This window comes from Pseudomonas sp. 05N432, assembly GCF_056396945.1.
The window spans coordinates 97,519-115,499 of sequence record NZ_JBFTMM010000020.1 but is presented as its reverse complement, the minus strand read 5'-3'; the positions used below and the strand labels follow the sequence as shown (position 1 = coordinate 115,499).

The window sequence follows — 17,981 nt, the reverse complement described above, 5'->3', positions numbered from 1 at the left end:
CGAAGATTGCGAATGCTCGATCCCAAAAAACTGCAGGCCTTGAACACTGCCATTGGCCATCTGGTCATTGCTGCGTTGAACCCGAAAAATCCGGATATTGAGGCCGTCTTCAATGACTTTCGGCACTGCCTCAGCGACTACGATTCCTGGGCCGAAAGTTTCTGGACGGGCGCTGCGCTGGATGTCGGGCAGGTGTTCAAGGTCGGCAACGACGTCAGCCTCAGCGCCCCGAAAAACTCGACCACACCGATCAGTGCCATCGTTGCGTCCTGTCCGGCCGGCGGATCGTTGACCCTGGTGCACATGTTCGAGGCGGCGCGTTTTGTGCCGATCGGCAATACCCCGGTGATGCTCGAAGCATTGATCGACGGGCCGGGAGGGGATGAGGTGATCGGTGAGCCGGTCCACGCAGTTATCGGCCCCAGCGGCATCCTCGAAGTCCCCGAATGCTGGCGTGGCCAGCGGCACCGAATCACTTTTTACCCCAACGTCTCTCGAGACCACGTCAAGGCGCTCTACGCCTCTTATCAAACCACCATTACAGAGCTTGAAGACTGGCTGCGAAGCGAGTGGACGAACGAGTTTCAACCGTTGTGGGCAAGCTTTTCACAAAGCGGGTTTATCGAGCGCTACAACGCGTTGCAGCATGCAGATCAACGGGGTGTTGAAAGCGCCTTGCTCGACCTCTGGGATGACATTCAGCAGCTCTATCACTTGCTGGCCGACCTGCAAGCCAACAGTGAAAAACTCCTTGAGTACATGACCCAAGCCGAGCTCGAAACCCTGCTCAACGCCTCCACAGAGGCGATTGCCAATGGCTTGCTGGTGCTCAGCGATGAACCGTTGCTGTTCATCTATCTGACGGCCGTCACCAGTTGGTTGCGGATGCTGCCGCCGCAGTACGAAGCCGAAGTGATGGCCGAAATTCGTACCGGCGTGTTGATCGGATTGCTCCTGGCTTGCGTGACCGGACCGATGGGCATTGGGGCGGGCGTGGGCGCCAAAGTGCTGGGGAAGATCAAGTCGCAGCGTGCTCGACAGTGGCTGGCAGCCTTGAGCATCCGGCTGGCGCAAGTGTCGAGCAATCAGCGTTTCAGCAGTCACGCCGATGCGCTCAAGCCGCTGATGGTGAGTGCCCGGAAGGCGCTGCTCGCGCCAACACCCCGAGGGCCGCTGAAGATTACCCCCGGAGAAGCGCCGGCCCTTTACGTGAAAAACCCTGCGGCCATCGCCCGCGACAAGCCTGGGCCCAAGACCAGCCTGAGCAAGCAGGAGCATCACGACAACGCCCCGGATCAGGCGAAAAACCCCAACGGCGACAGCGCCGATTCGGCAGATAAAACCGCGACCCACAGCTGCCCGGTGTCGATGGTCACTGGCGAAGAACTGCTGACCCTCACCGATGGCGAGCTCGACGGTGTGCTGCCATTCGCCTTCACCCGGTTGTACCGCACCAGCGCGGTGGAAATCGATAGCGGATTGGGCTTTGGCTGGAGCCACTCGTTGGCGCACCGCCTGGAAATCGACGGCGACAACGTCGTCTGGATCGACCACGAAAACCGTCGCACACGCTTTCCGGGACCCAGCACCGAGCGTCCGGCGATCCACAACAGTTTGTCCCGTGCCGCGATTTATCTGGGTGACGACGCCGATGAACTGATCCTCGCCCAGGCCGGTGAGACGACACGGTTCTACCATTTTTGCGACGGTAATCTCACGGCCATCAGCGACCCTTACAACAACCGTCTACGCATCACCCGCGATCGCCAGGCGCGGATCAAACGTCTGGACAACGGCGCGGGTCGCGCCTTGCTGTTGTGTTACGACCGGCGACATCTGATCGCCGTCGACTATCAAGTCTATCGCGCAGCGGCGAATCCCGATGAGGCTTGGCACACCGAGCAAACGCTGGCCGCCTATCGCTATGACGACTGCCATCGACTGATCGAAGCCACCAACGCCGCTGGCGAAAGCGAGCGTTACGACTACGACAATCAGGCAGTGATTCTCCAGCGGCAACTGGCCGGCGGCGCGAGTTTTTTCTGGGAGTGGGAGCGCGAGGGAAAAGCCGCCCGGTGCGTGCGGCACTGGGCGAGTTTTGCGCAGATGGACGCACGTTATGTCTGGGACGATAACGGTAGCGTCACGGTGCACAACGCCGATGGCAGCCAAGAGGTCTACGTCCACGACCAACAGGCGCGACTGGTGCGCAGGGTCGAGCCGGAGGGTGCCGAACACCTGAAGGCTTACGACGATAACGGTCAGTTGGTGGCCGAGAAAGATCCTCTCGGCGGTGTCACCCAATACACCTATGACGACGCCGGGCGGTTGCTGGCGGTCATTCCGCCAGAAGACGAACCGACTTACTACGAGTATCACAACGGTTTCGTTCGAGTGATGCGTCGGGGCAAGGCGCGTTGGAAGTACCAGCGAAACATCCAGGGCGATATCACCGAACAGATCGACCCAGATGGGCACATCACCCATTACCAGTACGATGATCGAGGGCGACTGCTGTCGATCCGCTATCCGGATAACAGTTGTCACCTCCTTGTCTGGAACCACCTCGGGCAACTGACCGAAGAGCAACTGCCGGACGGTGGTCGGCGGTGTTTCGCTTACGACGCATTGGGCCGGCTAAGCCGTCGTCAGGACGCACACGGTGCGGTCACCCGGTATCAATGGGACGTTCTTGGCCGGCTGATTCAGACCACCTTGCCTGGAGGTGTCACCCGCGCCTTCAGCTACAACGCCTACGGCAAACTCATCGCCGAACGCGATGAGTCGGGCCAGGTCACGCGCTACGAATACGCCGACGATCTGCACCTGGTCAGCTGTCGGATCAATGCCGACGGCAGCCAGTTGCGCTATCGCTACGACAACGCACGGCTGTTGCTCAGCGAAATCGAAAACGAGGTGGGCGAAAAGTACCAGTTGGCGTACGGCGCCAATGGACTGATCGAGCAAGAAACCGGTTTTGATGGTCGGCGCACCGCGTACCGCTATGACCTCAACGGCCATCTGCTGGAGAAAACCGAATTTGGCGATGATGGCTCAACGCTGATCACCGCTTACCAGCGCGATGCGGCGGGGCGCTTGCTGGTCAAGACCTTGCCCGATGGCCTGAAGGTCGACTATCGCTACGACAGCCTTGGTCGTCTGGTCAGCGTCGATGACGGTCGCGACCACCCCTTGGAGTTCGAGTACGACCAGCAAGACCGACTGATCACTGAGCATCAGGGTTGGGGCACCCTGCGTTATCGCTACAACGCTTGCGGTCAACTCGATCACCTGCGCCTGCCGGACAACAGCACCCTCGACTACCACCACGCCAAGGGCGGGGCGCTGACGGCCATCGATCTCAATGGCACGCGGCTGACCACGCACGTCTTTGACGCGGGACGCGAGCGGCAACGCCAGCAGGGCCAATTGCTCAGTCGGTATCACTACGATGAGCAGGGTCGATTGCACGCCCACGCGGTTTCTCATGCTGAGCAGCCACGCCATCGCCGCGATTACGCCTACAGCGCCAACGGCAACCTCGACTTCATCGCCGACAGTCGTCACGGCCAGCGCAACTATCGTTACGATCTGCTGAACCGCCTGGTTCGTGTCCGCCACTCTCGCGATCCACAACAGGAAAGCTTCGCCCATGACCCGGCCGGCAACCTGCAGATGCACGATCGCCCGGGCCTGGCGACGATCAAAGGCAACCGCCTGCTGCTGCAAGGCGACCGCCATTACGACTACGACGCCTTCGGCAACCTGATCTTTGAGCGCCGCGGCACCGCACAAAAACTCGTCACCGAATACCGCTACGACTGCCAGCACCGGTTGATCGGCGTGACACTGCCGGATGGCAGAACCGCCAGCTACCGCTATGACGCCTTCGGTCGGCGCATCGGCAAAACCGTCGATGGCCACACCACCGAGTTCTTCTGGCAAGGCGACAACCTCGTCGCCGAAAGCAGCAAAAAACACTACCGCAGCTACCTCTACGAACCCGGCAGCTTCCGCCCGTTGGCCATGCTCGACGGCAAAGGCCCGCGCAAGGCCTGCCCGTTCTACTACCAACTCGACCACCTCGGCACCCCGCAGGAACTGACGGATTACAGCGGCGAAATCGTCTGGTCGGCGACCTACAAGGCCTACGGAAAACTCGCCAGCCTGAAGCACTTCGGCGAAGAACAGCTTGAGCAGCCGTTGCGCTTTCAGGGGCAGTATTTCGATGCTGAATCAGGTCTGCACTACAACCGACATCGCTACTACAATCCGGATATTGGCCGCTACCTGACGCCGGATCCGAGCAAGCTGGCGGGTGGGTTAAACGGGTATCAGTACACCCCGAATCCGACGGGGTGGGTTGATCCGCTGGGGTTGAATGACTGCCCGGGGGCAGGTAAGTGCAAGAAGCCCGGTGAGGCGGAGGATCCGGCGGGGAAGGCCTCGGTAGACAGAGGTGAACCAAAACCGCCAAAAGGCGAAGGTGATTATCTATATCGCGGAGACGAACGAGAACCCGATGATGTGTTTAAAAATGGATTCAAGAGCAAAGGGAAAAGCAAAGATTTATTTCTTCATTCAATGGATAGCGATTATCCGCCTAGCAACTTTATTAGTACCTCTACCTCAAGGGATGTGGGGAAGAAATTTGCTACGAATGACAATACAAAGGTAGGGTATTTGTATACCCTGCGAAGAATTCCAGGTCATGATTTAAAAAAAGAATTGGGGGCGGATTATCTGTTTGGTGCAGAGAAAGAAATCGCAATACCCTCTAGAATCAAGGGTGAGGATGTTCTTGGTGCAACGCTGATCATAGACAACGGTCGCGAGTTCGGATATTCCATACCTAATCCAAATAGGAAGATAAAAGAATGAGCTCTACAATCATTGTGGATATAGTTGTTGGTGTTAATGGTAGTAAGGAAGATGCTCAGCTTATCTGTGATAAAAAGAAAATAACGATAGAGCTATTAATGCGTAACGGCTATCGCAAGAGCTATTCTGATCATGATTTTTACAAGTGTTTTGCGAAGGTTAGAGAAGATCATCCTGATATTGTTTTTTACTGTAAGGGGGCGAAAGTTAATGTTCATACGTCGAGTATGTCTTCTCAGATGTCACTTGGTTTGAAAGCCTATGAGCTGGCTTTAGGGAAAACGCCTTCGCTAGATGATGTTGTATATATATTTGATTATGCTGAAGGTGAACTCACGAATGATTATAGTGTTCAGAGAGAGTTTTATATGCGCTGGATAAAGTCAGAGAAGCCCATTGATGGCGAGTGAGCTTTATTTAACGACTTTATGTTTATGAGGTCGGCGCTTTCATTCGCCGGCTTGTCAGCAGTGAGAGCGTTATGTGTGATGGTGTTGTTGGGTAAATCAACGGTCAGTTCATTTCTCTCGCCGCTAAACAGTTTGAGCTTGCTTCGCCATCCCCAAACTATCAATCACATAAATACTCCCCCCCTGCACATTCTTCGCATGATGCTTGGCCTGTGAGGCCATTTCCGCCAGTTGGCTGGCGTCGAGTTGTCCACAGGCCTGCGGGTGTAAATGCACCACGCCAATCGACAGCGACAGCAGCGCAAACTCCTGGCGGACGCCCTGACGATTGGGCGCGATGAAGCAGCCGGCTTCCAGGTGTTCGCTGCGGTAGAAACGTCGGCATTGGCTGTGGAAGTCCTCGAGCAACTGGTTCAGGCGCTTGCGCCAGTCTTCCGGGCCGAGGACCAGCAGGAAGTCATCGCCGCCGATGTGGCCGACGAAGTCGCGGCTGGGGTCGACGCGGTCGTTCAGGCATTGCGCCAGGCACAGCAGGACTTCGTCACCACGGCCGTAGCCGTAGATATCGTTAAAAGGCTTGAAGCTGTCGATGTCGACGTAGCAGATCACCGACTCGCGGCTCTGCTGTAACAGCCGGGTCAGGCACTGCTGGATCGGCACGTTGCCCGGCAACAGGGTCAGCGGGTTGGCGTAGCGGGCCTGTTGGATTTTCAGTTCGGTAATCAGTTTGAGCACATCGATCACCCGACCCAGGCCGAGATAGCCGCCGTTGAGGGTGATGATGAAGTCCTCTTCGATGCGCTGCCGAGCGCGGCTGGTGATCAGCCGGCTGACCTGTTGCAGCGACTGGCTGAGCTCGACGGCGAGGAAGTCATCGCTCATTAGCCGGCTAATCGGCTTGCGCGCGAACAGATCGGTGGCAAACGGCTTGAGCAGTGCATCGGACAGCGAATGACGGTGGACGATGCCACAGGGCTGACCGAGTTCGTCGAGCACTGCCAGCGAGTTCAGGTTGGCCTGACGACGGAAGGCTTCCAGCACGTCAGCGGTAGGGGTATCGCGGTCCACCGCCGGATGTTCGTTGAGCAGGGCGCTGAGGTCACTGCCTTCATCGTTGAGCACCAGTGCGCTGCTGTCGTGCTTGGGCATCATCCGGGCGTCCCGTGGCGGGTGCTCCTGCGGACGGCACAACAGATAGCCCTGCACCAGGTCGACCCCCATCTCGGTCAACACCGCGAGTTCTTCCGGCAGTTCGATACCTTCGGCAATGACTTGTGCCCGCGAAGCTTTGGCGATCTGCAGGATCGAGCCGACAAACTCGCGCTTGAGCGCGTCCTGATGAATGCCATCGATGAAATGCCGGTCGATCTTCACATAGTCCGGACGCAGTTCCGACCAGAGTCGCAGGCTCGAGTACCCGGCCCCCAGGTCATCCAGTGCAATCGAAAAACCCATGGCACGGTAGTGATGCAGTGCGTTTTGCAGCAACTGAAAGTCGTCAGTCGGGGTTTGCTCGGTCAGCTCGATTACCACCTGACTTGGCGGAATGCCGAAGTCCTGGAGCATTTGCAAGGTTCTACCCGGTTGATGGTCGGCTTCGAGCAACGATTCGGGAGATACGTTGAGAAACAGTTTGCCCGGTAACTGCTGTTCATTGAAACGGCGGCAGGCGCTGTGTCGGCAGGCCATTTCCAGTTCGCTGAGACGGCCAGCCTGGCGGGCTACGGCGAATAACGCGATGGGCGAATGCAGAGGGCTGTTGGAGGGACCGCGACTGAGGGCTTCATAGCCGAGGATGCGTCGTTCGGACAGCGAAACGATCGGCTGGAACAGACTGTGCAAACCACTTTGAGCCAGGATTGAACTCAAGGCACTCAGCTGTTCGGTCGTGGTCATGGCGATCTCTGGCGATAAAAAAAGGACCGGGCCCGCTCTTTTTCAGAGAGCGGGCCCAGTCCTTTATTTCACGACAGAATGATGACTGTTTGATGACGATCCGGGGATCGTCAGCATTAAATTGCCATCACTTTTTGTTGCTGGCGACCGCGGTGTTCAGCTTCAAGTAATCCAGCAGGATCCGCCCGGTTTCGCTCAGGTAGGCATCGTCTTCCGGTTTGGTCTTTTCTGGCTCGGCCGCGATGGCGTCTTCGTCTTCTTTCTTCAGTTCTTTGAGCGGATCTTCGCCCTTGGCCTTGCGGCGGATGTTTTCCATCACCAGCTGCTTGGCTTCGATATCGGCGTGTTGTGCGCGACGTTCGGCTTCATTGAGGCTGACGGTTTTTTCCGCCATCAGTTTCTGGGCCAGCGCCAGCTTGTCGCGAATGAACACAAACTCCGCGTCCTTGGCCGAACGGGCATCATGCTCGGACTTGAGCTGTGCCAGGTACGGTTTGAACGGGTCGACTGCCGGCTTGATGGCCGGGCGAATGGTATCCCACGGCATGGATTCCGGCAGGGCGCTCTCGCCGATTTCCTTGGTGTCGATGATCGACGGGAAGTCGACATCCGGCAATACGCCCTGATGCTGGGTGCTCTGCCCGGAAACCCGGTAGAACTTGGCCAGTGTCAGTTTCAGCTCGCCATGGTTCAGCGGCTGGATGGTTTGCACGGTGCCTTTGCCGAAGGTCTGGCCGCCGATGATCAGCGCACGGTGGTAGTCCTGCATGGCGCCGGCAAAAATCTCCGAAGCCGAAGCAGACAGACGGTTGACCAGCAACGCCATCGGGCCTTTGTAGAAAGCGCCCGGGCTTTCGTCTTCAAGTACATCGACCCGGCCGTCGGCGTTACGTACCAGCACGGTCGGACCTTTGTCGATGAACAGGCTGGTCAGCTCGGTGGCTTCCTGCAAGGAACCGCCGCCGTTATTGCGCAAGTCGATGACCACACCGTCGACCTTGTCTTTTTGCAGTTCGGTCAGCAGTTTCTTGACGTCGCGGGTGGTGCTCTTGTAATCCGGATCACCGGCGCGGAACGCCTTGAAGTCCAGGTAGAAGGCCGGGATCTCGATGACGCCGAGCTTGTAGTCCTTGCCGTCCTGTTTGAGGTTGAGGACCGACTTCTTCACCGCCTGATCTTCAAGCTTTACCGCTTCGCGKGTGATCGAGACGATCTTGGTGGTCTGGTCGTTTGGCGCATTGCTGGCCGGGATCACTTCCAGGCGCACCACAGTGCCTTTCGGTCCACGGATCAGCTTGACCACTTCGTCCAGGCGCCAACCGACGACGTCGACCATTTCCTTACTGCCTTGGGCAACGCCGATGATCTTGTCGGCCGGTGCAACCTGTTTGGTCTTGTCCGCCGGGCCTGCTGGCACCAGGCGCACGACTTTCACCTGGTCGTTATCGCTCTGCAACACGGCGCCGATGCCTTCCAGCGACAGGCTCATGTTGATGTCGAAGTTCTCCGCGTTATCCGGTGACAGATAGTTGGTGTGCGGGTCGTAGGACATGGCGAAGTTGTTGATGTACGCCTGGAAGATGTCTTCCGGACGGGTCTGGTCCAGGCGCGACAACTGATTCTTGTAGCGCTTGGTCAGGGTTTCCTGAATCTGCTTGGGGTCTTTGCCGGCGATCTTCATCCGCAGCACTTCGTCCTTGACGCGTTTGCGCCACAGGTCGTCGAGCTCGGCAGTGGTCTTGAGCCACGGGGCGTCCTTGCGATCGACCAGCAAGGTTTCCCTGGTGGTGAAGTCCATCTTGTCGACGCCTTTGTTCAGCTCGACCAAGGCGAAGTCCAGACGCGCCTTGACGCGGTCCAGATAGCGTTTGTAAATCGTGAACCCGGCGTTCAGGTCACCGCTTTTGAGGAACTCGTCAAACTGGTTTTTCCATTTGTCGAATTCGGCGATGTCGCTGGCCATGAAATAACTGCGCGACGGATCGAGCAGCTTCAGGTAGCTGTCGTAGATGATCGCGGAACGTGCGTTATCGAGCGGCGGCTTGCTGTAATGGTGGCGCTTGAGCAACTCGACGACGTTAAGGCTGGCAATCACCTCGTCACGATCGGGCTGAAGGTTGTCCCAGCTATTGGCTGCGAACGTAGTAGGCGACAGCGACAAGCTGCCCAGGCCAATGAAAAGCGCAAGTGCGGTGCTGGGGAACAAATGCTTCATGCTGATTCGACGCGGGGGCAATTGATAACGCATATTAGGCCGTCTTTAAAGTCGCCGGTTCCACAAGGCTCTACGCAAACTGCTCGCGTATCGATCAGGCTGGTTTGAAACAGCTTGATCGCCACTCGGCGAATTTTCGTACGACCCTGGGCCGGTCGCATAATGCAAAAAACCCGGCGCTACAGCATCGGGCTCAGTCCAGACTCACTATGGAGGCACTGTGAAAGCATTGCAAGGCGTTGAAGGTCGAGTGGAGTGGGTTGAAGAGCCCAGTCCGACGTGTGACGTAGGACAAGTTCGCATTCGAGTGGCGGCAGCGGGCCTCAATCGAGCCGATTTGTTACAGAAGGCAGGGCTCTATCCGCCACCACCGGGCGCCAGTCAGGTGCTGGGCCTTGAGTGTTCAGGCGTGATCAGCGAGGTCGGCGCAGGGTCGTCCTGGCAGGTCGGAGACCGTGTCTGCGCACTGCTGGCGGGCGGCGGGATGGCCGAAGAAGTCGTGGTCGATGGCCGTCACGTATTGCCCGCGCCCGAAGGCATGTCGCTGGTCGAAGCGGCGGCGTTGCCCGAGGTCTACAGCACCGCCTGGCTGAATTTGTTCCAATTGGCTGCGCTGAAACCGGGTGAGAAAGTTCTCCTGCACGCCGGGGCAAGTGGGGTTGGTTCAGCTGCCATTCAGCTATGCAAGGCCTTTGGCAACCCGTGTTGGGTCAGCGTCGGCTCGGCTGATCGATTGGCCTACTGCGAGGCGCTGGGGGCACAAGGCGGGGTGATACGCACCGATGGGCTGGAGGGTTTGCGTGATCTGGGGCCATTCGATGTGATCCTCGACCCGGTTGGCGCCAACTACGCCGCGCTGAACCTGAAGTTACTGGCGCTCGACGGTCGTTGGGTGTTGATCGGCCTGATGGGCGGCCGTGAAGCGCCGCTGGATCTGGCGCAGGTGCTGGCCAAAAGGATTCAGTTGCTGGGGTCGACCCTGCGCAGCCGCGACGAGCAGTTCAAGGCCGATCTGTTGAGTGATCTACGCGCGAATGTCTGGCCGCTGTTCGCCGAAGGGCGCCTGAGCCCGCAACTGGCCAGGACCTTCCCGATCAAGGACGCTGAAGCGGCATTCGCCGAGCTTGCGACCAATCGGGTGTCAGGCAAGTTGGTGCTGGTGATCGACGAAAGCCTGAACTAAAGGGTTTCACTGAACCCGTGGGAGCGAGCCTGCTCGCGATTCAGGCGACGCGGTCTACCTGTGAGACCGCGTTATCGTTCATCGCGAGCAGGCTCGCTCCCACAAGGATTGCGTCGAGCTTGCTCGCGATGAAGTTGACGCGGTGGCGCTACTTCCAGAGATGGATCGGCCAGCCGGCCTTTTCGGCGTGTTCGAGCAGCACCGGATCCGGATTGACCACATGCGGATAGTCGACTTTGATCAGCAACGGCAGATCGTTGCGTGAATCGGAATAGAAACTCGCGCCTTCAAGGTTCTCCTCTTCGGCGTCCAGCCACTCCAGCAAGCGAGTGATCTTGCCTTCGCGATAGGTCAGGGTGCCAACCGTTTTGCCGCTGTAGACCCCGTGAGTCACTTCCAGGTCGATACCGAGGATCTCGTCGATGCCCAGGCGTTCGGCGATGGGCTTGACCAGATGTGTGCCCGAAGCGGAGATCACCAGAATCCGGTCGCCGGCCTTGCGGTGTTCGGCGATGGCTTTGCAGGCGTCGCTGAAAATGATCGGTTCGATGAAATCTTCGACCCATGGGGCCACAAGGTGCTCGATTTCTTCCGGGGTGCGTCCGGCCATCGGCTCCAGGCTGAAGGTCATGTAGTCCTCCATGGCCAGGTGGCCCCTGCCATAGGCGTCCATCAATTCCTTGTCGCGACGCAGGAAGGATTCGCCGTCGACCCAGCCGAGGCGGGCCATCTGCTCGCTCCACAGTGAGGCGCAGTCGCCATGGATCAGGGTTTCGTCCAGATCAAAAATTGCCAAAGCCATCAGTGCTGCTCTCTCTTTAACAGTGTGCACAGCGAAAACATCAGGCTACCTCACACAGGGCGGTCGGATCGATGGAAAGTGCCAGTCGCTGACCGTCGGCATGCAGGTCAGCCGCCGAGCGGTTCAGCACGTCCACCACCAGTTCTACGCCGCGAGCCTCGACCCGATAGCGGATCACGTTGCCGAGCAGGCTGTGGCTGCGGATAAGCGCATCCGGTTCGCCATTGCGGCTGAGTTCGATAGCTTCCGGGCGAATCGCGATGCGGCCATTGATCGGACGTTGCAGCAGCTTGCTGGCGCTGGCGGCATCGAGCAGGTTGTAGTTGCCGATGAAGCCGGCGGCAAACACATCGACCGGAGCGGTGTAGAGTGTTTCGGCATCGCCGCTTTGGACGATCCTGCCCTGGTTCATCAGGAAGATCCGGTCGGACATGGTCAGGGCTTCTTCCTGATCGTGCGTCACGAAAATCGTGGTCAGCCCCAGCTCACGCTGGATTTGCCGGATCTGCTCGCGCAGGTGTTTGCGGATTCGAGCGTCGAGTGCCGACAGCGGCTCATCGAGCAGCAGCAAGCGGGGGCGGGTGACCAGCGAGCGGGCGAGGGCCACGCGTTGGCATTGGCCGCCCGACAGTTGATGCGGGTAGCGGCTGGCGAAGTCGGTCAGTTCAACCAATTGCAGCACTTCGAGCACGCGCTTGCGGCTGTCGTCGGCGTTGACCTTCTGCATGCGCAAACCGAAGGCGACGTTCTGCTCCACGGTCATGTTGGGGAACAGTGCGTAGCTCTGGAATACCATGCCGATTCCGCGTTTCTGCGGGCTCAGCGGCACCAGGTCATGGCCGTCGAGCAGGATCTTGCCGCCATCCACCGCGGTCAGCCCGGCGATGCAGCGCAGCAGGGTCGACTTGCCGCAACCGGACGGGCCGAGCAAGGTGACGAACTCGCCTTTCTGGATTTCGCAGTTGATGTCGCTGAACACCGGAGTGCCGGCGGAGCCCGTTTGCGAGTAGCTTTTTTGCAGGTGTTGGACGCTGACATAGCTCATTGGCTTTTGTCCTTGTTCAAGATATTGGCAGCCCAGGTCAGAACCAGCACAAAGAAAAAGTAGGAAATCACCAGCGCGCTGGTGAAGTGACCGCTGCTGTTACGCATGTTGTTGAGGTAGACCTGCAGCGTTTCGTAGCGCGTACCGACGAKGATGTTGGCGAACACGAACTCACCGAAGAGGAACGAGAACGACAGCAGCAACGCGACCATCAAGCCCTTGCGCAGGTTCGGCAACACCACCAGGAACGCCGCTTGCCAGGTGCTGGCACCAAGCAGTTGGGCGGAGTCCATCAGGTCACTCAGGTTGATCGCTTGCAGGTTGTTGGTGATCGCCCGGTACATGAACGGCAGCGCCACGGTGAAGTAGCAACCGACCAGAATCCACGGTGTACCGACCATCGCGAACGGTCCCGAACCGTAGAGCTGCAACAGCCCCACTGATGACACCACGGGTGGCACTGCGAACGGCAGCAGGATCAGGATGTTCATCAGCGCGTCGAGCTTCGGGAAGTGGTAATGCACCACGAACAGCAGCGGCAGGATCAACACCACCGACAGAATCAGCGCACCCACGCAGACCAGCAGTGATTGGCCAAAGGCGCCGAGAAAACGCGGATCGCTCCACAGCTGGATGTACCACTTGAAGGTAAAGCCGCTGGGCAGAACGGTGGCCGACCAACTGCTGGCGATCGAGTAGATCAATGTTCCGGCCAGCGGCAGCAACAGAATGGCAAACAGCAGATAAACCACGACCCGGTGATAGACACCGACGGGGCCCAGTTCAGCGCGAGACATGGTAGCTCCTCTTCAACAGCAACTGATGGACCACGGTCACCAGGGTCATCAACGTCACCAGTACAACGGCCAGGGCACTGGCCATGTTCGGGTCCAGGGAAATGTCGCCCGAAACCATCGCCGCGATGCGGATCGGCAGCACGTTGAAGTTGCCGGTGGTCAGGGCGTAGACCGTGGCGTAGGCGCCGAGGGCGTTGGCCAGCAGGATCACAAAGGTGCCGAGCAAGGCCGGGGTCAGTACCGGCAAACCGATATGTCGCCAGAACTGCCAGCCGTTGGCGCCGAGCAGGGACGCCGATTCGCGCCAGTCTTCACGCAGGGCGTCGAAGGCCGGGTACAGCAGCAACACACCGAGGGGAATCTGGAAGTAGGTGTAGAGGATGATCAACCCGGTTTTCGAGTACAGGTTGAAGTCCTGAATAATCCCGGCCTGCTTGAGCATGATGGTGAAACTGCCGTTGAACCCCAGCAGGATGATGAACGCAAAGGCCAACGGGACGCCGGCGAAGTTGCTGGTCATGTTGGCGAAGGCGTTGACGAAGTTGCGCAGCTTCGAATCGACCCGGCGCAGCGAGTAACTGCCGAGGATTGCAATGACGATACCGAACACGCTGGACCAGAAGCTGATCTCGAGGCTGTACTGGATCGCCTGCATGTAGAACTTCGAGCTGAAGATCTTGTTGAAGTTGGCCAGGCCCCAACCGAACTCTTCCGATTGCACACTGTTGATCAGCACCCAGCACAGCGGGGCGATCTGGAACACGATAAAGAAAATGGCGAAGGGCACCAGGCACAACGCCGCCAGCCACTTGCCGCGGGTGATTGAATTCACTTGAGCAGCTCCCGGCACACAGGTTTGTCGTGGGCAACACCCAGCAACTCGCAGACAGTGCCACACAGTTCGGTTTGTTTCGGGGCTGCATGGGGATTGAAGCTGAAGGCATCGCCGATGACGAACAGCGGTACTTCACGTTCTTCGGCCAGCAGGCCGTTGTGGGAGCGGTCGTTGTTCATGCCGTGGTCGGCGGTCACCAGCACCTGATAGCCGGCGTCGAGCCAGCCTTGCAGGTAGTCGGCGAGAATGATATCGGCCGAGCGGGCGCTGTTGCGGTACTGCGCCGTGTCGAGGCCGTGCTTGTGTCCGGCGTCGTCGATGTTCATGGGGTGAACCAGCAGAAAGTTCGGCGCATGGCGCAGGCGCAGGTTCTCGGCGTCGGCGAACAGATGCGAATCGGGGTAGTGATCGGACCAGTAGAAATGCGCGTGCTGGATCGGCAGTTCAGTGTTGTCGGTGTGACGGTCGCGGGCAGCCACGAATGGTGAACGGTTATACAGTTCGCTGACCCAGTGGTAGGCCGCAGCGGCGGTGCTGAGCCCGGCGGCGGTGGCGTAGTGGAACACGCTGCGCTGGTTGGACAGGCGTGACACGTTGTTGTGGACGATACCGCTGTCGATCGGGGTGACGCCGGTCAGGATGCATTCATAGAGCGGGCGCGACAGGGACGGCAGTTCGCATTCGAGTTTGTAAAAGGCTGCGCGTCCTGCGCCGACATAAGCCTGAAGATGTCCCATGGCATGCCGCGCGACCTCGTAGTTCAGGCCATCGAGCACCACAAGGATGACGTTGTGCTTCATGGGGGCAAAAACTCCGCAAAACAGAAATCTTGAGATCAACTCAATCTACTGTGGGAGCGAGCCTGCTCGCGATCGCTGTCTGACATTCAACACATGTGTCGAATGTTAAGCAGCCATCGCGAGCAGGCTCGCTCCCACAGGGATCCTCATCAGAACACCCCGTGGGGAGCTACAGCTTTACTGCATATTGATGATGACTTCTTCCTGCCACTTCTGCGGCAGGGCCTTGGAGGTTTTTTCCCAGGCATCAGCGTCGGTGATCGGCTTGGGCTTGGCGGCTTCGTACTGCGCGGCCGGGATCAGGTTCTTCACCACATCAGCCGGTAGTTTCAGGTCTGTTTCAGCACGAATCGGGCGGGCGTTACCGCGCGCCAGGTTGATTTGGCCGGCATCGCTGAAAATGTACTCACGCGTCAGTTTGGCGGCGTTCGGGTGCTTGGCGTATTTGTTGATGATGGTGGTGTAACCGGACTTCACCGAACCATCGGACGGGATCAGCACGACGTAGTCATCCGGGTTGACCATCTTGGCTTTATAGCTCAGGCCGTTGAAGTCCCAGACCACGCCGACTTCGACTTCACCCTTTTCCATGGTGGAAATCGTCGGGTTGGCCAGCGACAGGCGACCTTGCTTGGCGATTTCGGCGAACATCAGCAGTGCGGGTTGAATGTTCTTTTCATCACCACCGTTGGCGATGGCGGCGGCCAACACACCGTTGGCGGCTTGCGCAGCGGTGCTCACGTCACCGATGGAGACCTTGTATTTACCGGTCTTCAGGTCAGCCCACTTTGTCGGGGCTTCGGAACCGTGCAGCAGCTTCTTGTTGACGATGAACGCGATGGTGCCGGTGTAGGCCAGTGCCCAGTTACCGTCCTTGTCCTTGGCCCAGTCCGGAACGTGCGCCCAGGTGCTTGGCTTGTACGGTTGAACCACGCCCTGCTTGACCGCAATCGGGCCGAAGGCCGCGCCGACGTCGCCGATGTCAGCACTGGCGTTGTCTTTTTCGGCAGCGAACTTGGCGATTTCCTGAGCCGAGCTCATGTCAGTGTCGATGTGCTTGAGGCCGTACTTTTTGGAGAGGTCTTCCCAGGTGCCTTTCCAGTTGGCCCAGTCATCGGGCATACCGACGCTGTTGACGGCGCCTTCCGCTTTTGCAGCGGTCTCCAAGGCTTTTAAATCGGTGTCAGCCGCCATGGCTGCGGTGCACATGGCGATGGTCGAGCCTAACAGTGATGCCAGGAAAAGCTGTTTCATCCGAAGCTCCTTTGGGCGTATTCAACGCTGCGTTTTGCGGTTTGTTGGTCTAGGTCAGCAATACCTGAGCCAATTTAGGTGAGCGGGATGACACTTTGATGTCGGTATCAGGCGCGCTCGCATTCTTTTCGCTCGGTAGTGGTGGCTGCGAAGTAAGCGTAGACCATGGCCAGAAGGCCGGTTTGCAAGGACTTGGCCGCTTATTTGCACAGGTCTGGATCAGCCGTTCGGCGGCTTTGTCATTGATCAGTCATATGTATTGCCTAGGCTTGCAATACGTTTCAGGACGCGTTTTTTGGCGCAGTCCTGCCCCGAAACAGTGCTGGTCTAGTCCAGATAGGTAACGTTGATGCGTGAAGAGGCAACGAAAGCGGTGACAGCCATCGGTCAGGTGCTCCAGGAGCAGATCGACCACGGTCTGCTGGCGCCCGCGAGCAAGCTGCCGGCCGAGCGCAAACTCAGTGAGTTGTTCGGAACTACGCGGATCACCGTGCGTGAGGCGTTGTTGCAACTGGAAGCGCAGGGGCAGATTTATCGCGAGGAGCGGCGCGGCTGGTTTGTCTCGCCACCGCGTCTGGCGTACAACCTGATGCAACGCAGCCACTTTCACGCGATGGTCAGTGCGCAGGGGCGGGTGCCCTCGACCGAGGTGATTTCGGCGCGGTTGCAACCGGCGTCAGCGGCAGTGTGTGCCTGGTTGCAGCTGCCGGCGTTGTCGAGTGTGATTCAGATCTGCCGTTCGCGGCGTATCGATGGGCGGTTGGTTTTGTATGTCGAGCACTATTTGAATCCGCAGTTTTTTCCGGGGATTCTGGCGTTTGATCTCAATCAGTCGATTACCGAGTTGTATGCGCGGCATTACGATTTGCACTATGGGCGGGTGCGCTTCGAAATTGTGCCGACGGCGTTGTCGGTGGATGCGGCGGCCGCACTTCGGGTGTCCGTGGGCAGTCCGGGGTTGCGGATTGCGCGGGTCAATTATGATCAGCATGGGCGGTTGATCGATTGTGATCTGGAGTTCTGGCGGCATGATGCGATTCATGTCGGGGTGGATGTTGCCTGAACTCTGCTTTTAATAAGGTGCGGTGGGTCACGCTGGTGAAACGTCATGGGTATTAACTAAATATTCTGAAATTATAAGTTTGTTAGTTGTTCTGTGTGGGTGTGCCGATTTTATGTAAGGTGGTCCTGAGTCGCTCTTGTGTTGCGGCTTTTGGATGTTTACTTATATAAGGATATTGGTATGTTTGGATACGGGCACGATGATCGCAATGAAAACCTCCGGGGTACCATGAGTATTTTTGGGAGGCCGGTTTCAGTCATTCGTTCAAGTGAAATTGGAACTCAGCGGTCTCATGTTGAACCGACCCTGTTTTATTTTTATGGTGGTGAAGGTAAATACAGCATCTCTGCTGGGGATATCGCAGATAAAAAATATGTTGCCCTGGATAAAGAAGGCTACCTGTGTATTGGGGGGCGTGCCGAACCGTTCACCCTGTTGGATGCCAATGATAGGCCTCTACAGAACAACCGTCCTCAAGGCGAGGTGGTGATTAAAATGTATGCGTCCTATTCCGCAGCTGTTCTGCAGTTTGGTGGAGACGAGGCTTTTGATGATCGGGATACACTCTACAATTTCTTGATCGCCGGACGCAAAGTCGAGGGTATAGATAGACATGGTGATGCTTATTATCTGGTGCCAACGGGAGACGGTTCGTGGAAGAAACACCCCGCCGATAAGCCCTTTGCACATAAGCCGGTGCCTATCGTATTGAATATCAAATAATCGTAAACGCAGGTTGTCGGGTTTTTCGTCGCCATCTGCTCGACTGATATCAAGCATTTTGAAGTGAATGCAGCTCG

General features: G+C 58.0%; 13 protein-coding genes. 5 read left to right on the top strand and 8 right to left on the bottom strand.

Annotated features, from left to right (window positions below; translation table 11 throughout):
• The first annotated feature begins 12 nt into the window (after positions 1-12).
• Together AC1DHT_RS23590 and AC1DHT_RS23585 are read left to right on the top strand one after the other, a co-directional pair.
• A complete protein-coding gene (locus AC1DHT_RS23590; protein ID WP_427541582.1) occupies positions 13-4,881 on the top strand; it encodes an RHS repeat-associated core domain-containing protein in 4,869 nt (1,622 codons plus the stop codon).
• Positions 4,878-5,291 carry a hypothetical protein gene (locus tag AC1DHT_RS23585; protein ID WP_427541579.1) on the top strand — a complete coding sequence of 138 codons (414 nt, stop codon included), beginning with the start codon at positions 4,878-4,880 and terminating at the stop codon, positions 5,289-5,291. The genes AC1DHT_RS23590 and AC1DHT_RS23585 overlap by 4 nt, the downstream gene beginning before the upstream one ends.
• Positions 5,292-5,414: 123 nt before the next feature.
• On the opposite strand, the gene AC1DHT_RS23580 is transcribed toward AC1DHT_RS23585, so the two are convergent.
• Both AC1DHT_RS23580 and AC1DHT_RS23575 read right to left on the bottom strand, forming a co-directional pair.
• Positions 5,415-7,187, bottom strand: a complete 1,773-nt coding sequence (locus AC1DHT_RS23580) for a bifunctional diguanylate cyclase/phosphodiesterase (protein WP_427541576.1) — start codon at positions 7,185-7,187, stop codon at positions 5,415-5,417.
• A 127-nt stretch (positions 7,188-7,314) separates the two neighbouring features.
• Entirely contained in the window at positions 7,315-9,402 is a 2,088-nt protein-coding gene (locus AC1DHT_RS23575) for a carboxy terminal-processing peptidase (protein WP_427541573.1), read from the bottom strand.
• A 220-nt stretch (positions 9,403-9,622) separates the two neighbouring features.
• On the opposite strand from AC1DHT_RS23575, the gene AC1DHT_RS23570 reads away from it, so the two are divergent.
• Positions 9,623-10,585 carry a zinc-binding dehydrogenase gene (locus AC1DHT_RS23570; RefSeq protein WP_427541570.1) on the top strand — a complete coding sequence of 321 codons (963 nt, stop codon included), beginning with the start codon at positions 9,623-9,625 and terminating at the stop codon, positions 10,583-10,585.
• 148 nt (positions 10,586-10,733) lie between these two features.
• Here AC1DHT_RS23570 and AC1DHT_RS23565 read toward each other — a convergent pair whose 3' ends face one another.
• The 6 genes from AC1DHT_RS23565 to AC1DHT_RS23540 form a co-directional block, all read right to left on the bottom strand.
• Positions 10,734-11,387, bottom strand: a complete 654-nt coding sequence (locus AC1DHT_RS23565) for an HAD family hydrolase (RefSeq protein ID WP_427541567.1) — start codon at positions 11,385-11,387, stop codon at positions 10,734-10,736.
• 40 nt (positions 11,388-11,427) lie between these two features.
• A complete protein-coding gene (locus AC1DHT_RS23560) occupies positions 11,428-12,432 on the bottom strand; it encodes an ABC transporter ATP-binding protein (protein WP_216742608.1) in 1,005 nt (334 codons plus the stop codon).
• Positions 12,429-13,229 carry an ABC transporter permease gene (locus tag AC1DHT_RS23555; RefSeq protein ID WP_477761488.1) on the bottom strand — a complete coding sequence of 267 codons (801 nt, stop codon included), beginning with the start codon at positions 13,227-13,229 and terminating at the stop codon, positions 12,429-12,431. The genes AC1DHT_RS23560 and AC1DHT_RS23555 overlap by 4 nt, the downstream gene beginning before the upstream one ends.
• Complete coding sequence (locus tag AC1DHT_RS23550) at positions 13,216-14,061, bottom strand: ABC transporter permease (protein ID WP_123580274.1); 846 nt, start codon at positions 14,059-14,061, stop codon at positions 13,216-13,218. Before AC1DHT_RS23550 ends, AC1DHT_RS23555 begins: the two co-directional genes overlap by 14 nt.
• On the bottom strand, positions 14,058-14,864 hold the full coding sequence (locus AC1DHT_RS23545) for an alkaline phosphatase family protein (protein WP_427541563.1): 807 nt from the start codon (positions 14,862-14,864) through the stop codon (positions 14,058-14,060). Before AC1DHT_RS23545 ends, AC1DHT_RS23550 begins: the two co-directional genes overlap by 4 nt.
• Positions 14,865-15,041: 177 nt before the next feature.
• The gene (locus AC1DHT_RS23540; protein ID WP_427541560.1) at positions 15,042-16,118 is read right to left on the bottom strand and encodes an ABC transporter substrate-binding protein; all 1,077 of its coding nucleotides are present in this window, start codon (positions 16,116-16,118) and stop codon (positions 15,042-15,044) included.
• 349 nt (positions 16,119-16,467) lie between these two features.
• Here AC1DHT_RS23540 and phnR point away from each other — a divergent pair, with 349 nt between their 5' ends.
• Positions 16,468-17,181, top strand: a complete 714-nt coding sequence (gene phnR, locus AC1DHT_RS23535; protein WP_427530436.1) for a phosphonate utilization transcriptional regulator PhnR — start codon at positions 16,468-16,470, stop codon at positions 17,179-17,181.
• A 180-nt stretch (positions 17,182-17,361) separates the two neighbouring features.
• Positions 17,362-17,904, top strand: coding sequence for a hypothetical protein (locus tag AC1DHT_RS23530; protein ID WP_427541557.1), 543 nt, complete (start codon positions 17,362-17,364; stop codon positions 17,902-17,904).
• Positions 17,905-17,981 lie beyond the last annotated feature (77 nt).

Bases quoted from the DNA above. Each gene is read 5' to 3' on its own strand.
- AC1DHT_RS23590 (WP_427541582.1), top strand. From the start codon at position 13: ATGCTCGATCCCAAAAAACTGCAGGCCTTGAACACTGCCATTGGCCAT.
- AC1DHT_RS23580 (WP_427541576.1), bottom strand. From the start codon at position 7,187: ATGACCACGACCGAACAGCTGAGTGCCTTGAGTTCAATCCTGGCTCAA.
- AC1DHT_RS23540 (WP_427541560.1), bottom strand. From the start codon at position 16,118: ATGAAACAGCTTTTCCTGGCATCACTGTTAGGCTCGACCATCGCCATG.
- AC1DHT_RS23585 (WP_427541579.1), top strand. From the start codon at position 4,878: ATGAGCTCTACAATCATTGTGGATATAGTTGTTGGTGTTAATGGTAGT.
- AC1DHT_RS23545 (WP_427541563.1), bottom strand. From the start codon at position 14,864: ATGAAGCACAACGTCATCCTTGTGGTGCTCGATGGCCTGAACTACGAG.
- AC1DHT_RS23560 (WP_216742608.1), bottom strand. From the start codon at position 12,432: ATGAGCTATGTCAGCGTCCAACACCTGCAAAAAAGCTACTCGCAAACG.
- AC1DHT_RS23530 (WP_427541557.1), top strand. From the start codon at position 17,362: ATGTTTGGATACGGGCACGATGATCGCAATGAAAACCTCCGGGGTACC.
- phnR (WP_427530436.1), top strand. From the start codon at position 16,468: ATGCGTGAAGAGGCAACGAAAGCGGTGACAGCCATCGGTCAGGTGCTC.
- AC1DHT_RS23565 (WP_427541567.1), bottom strand. From the start codon at position 11,387: ATGGCTTTGGCAATTTTTGATCTGGACGAAACCCTGATCCATGGCGAC.